The organism is Burkholderia reimsis, assembly GCF_003294055.1.
GTDB lineage: Bacteria > Pseudomonadota > Gammaproteobacteria > Burkholderiales > Burkholderiaceae > Burkholderia > Burkholderia cepacia.
Genome location: NZ_QMFZ01000128.1, coordinates 1 through 687, shown reverse-complemented (window position 1 = coordinate 687; position 687 = coordinate 1). Strand labels below are relative to the sequence as shown.

The following is a 687-nucleotide window of genomic DNA, read 5'->3' as shown; positions in this document are numbered from 1 at the left end:
GGCCAGCGGCGTCGTGCTGACGCAGTGAGGACGCCACGATGAGAACCTCCGCTTCCACTTCGTCCGCGCCGGTGTCTGCCGGCGCCGCGAGCACCGGCGCCGGCCGCGCGCGCCCGGGCCGTTTCTCCATGCTGTCGCGCTTCCTGCCGTCGGGCCGCAGCGTCGCGATCGGCGTGCCGTTCGTGTGGCTCGCGGTCTTCTTCGCGCTGCCGTTCGTGCTGGTGCTGAAGATCAGCTTCGCCGACCAGGTGATGGGCATCCCGCCGTACACGTCGCTCGTCGAGATCAAGGACGGCGTCGTGCACTTCGCGCTGCAACTGTCGCACTACGCGTTCCTGCTGCAGGACGACCTGTACATCGCGACCTACCTCAGCTCGCTGAAGATGGCCGCCGTGTCGACCGTGCTGTGCCTGCTGATAGGTTATCCGATGGCGTACTACATCGCGCGCTCGGAACCGAACCGCCGCAACGTGCTGATGATGGCCGTGATGCTGCCGTTCTGGACCTCGTTCCTGATCCGCGTGTACGCATGGATCGGCATCCTGAAGGACGACGGCCTGCTGAACCACACGCTGATCGCGCTGGGCATCATCCACACGCCGCTGCGCCTCTATCACAGCGACGCGGGCGTCTACATCGGGATGGTCTATTCGTACCTGCCGTTCATGGTGATGCCGCTGTACGCGC

At 65.6% G+C, this 687-nt stretch carries 1 protein-coding gene; it reads left to right on the top strand.

The genetic code is table 11. The annotated features are described in order from the left end of the window. Positions 1–38: 38 nt before the first annotated feature. Positions 39–687, top strand: a 649-nt coding sequence (locus DPV79_RS41560; RefSeq protein ID WP_113048184.1) for an ABC transporter permease, incomplete at its 3' end; no start/stop codon positions are given.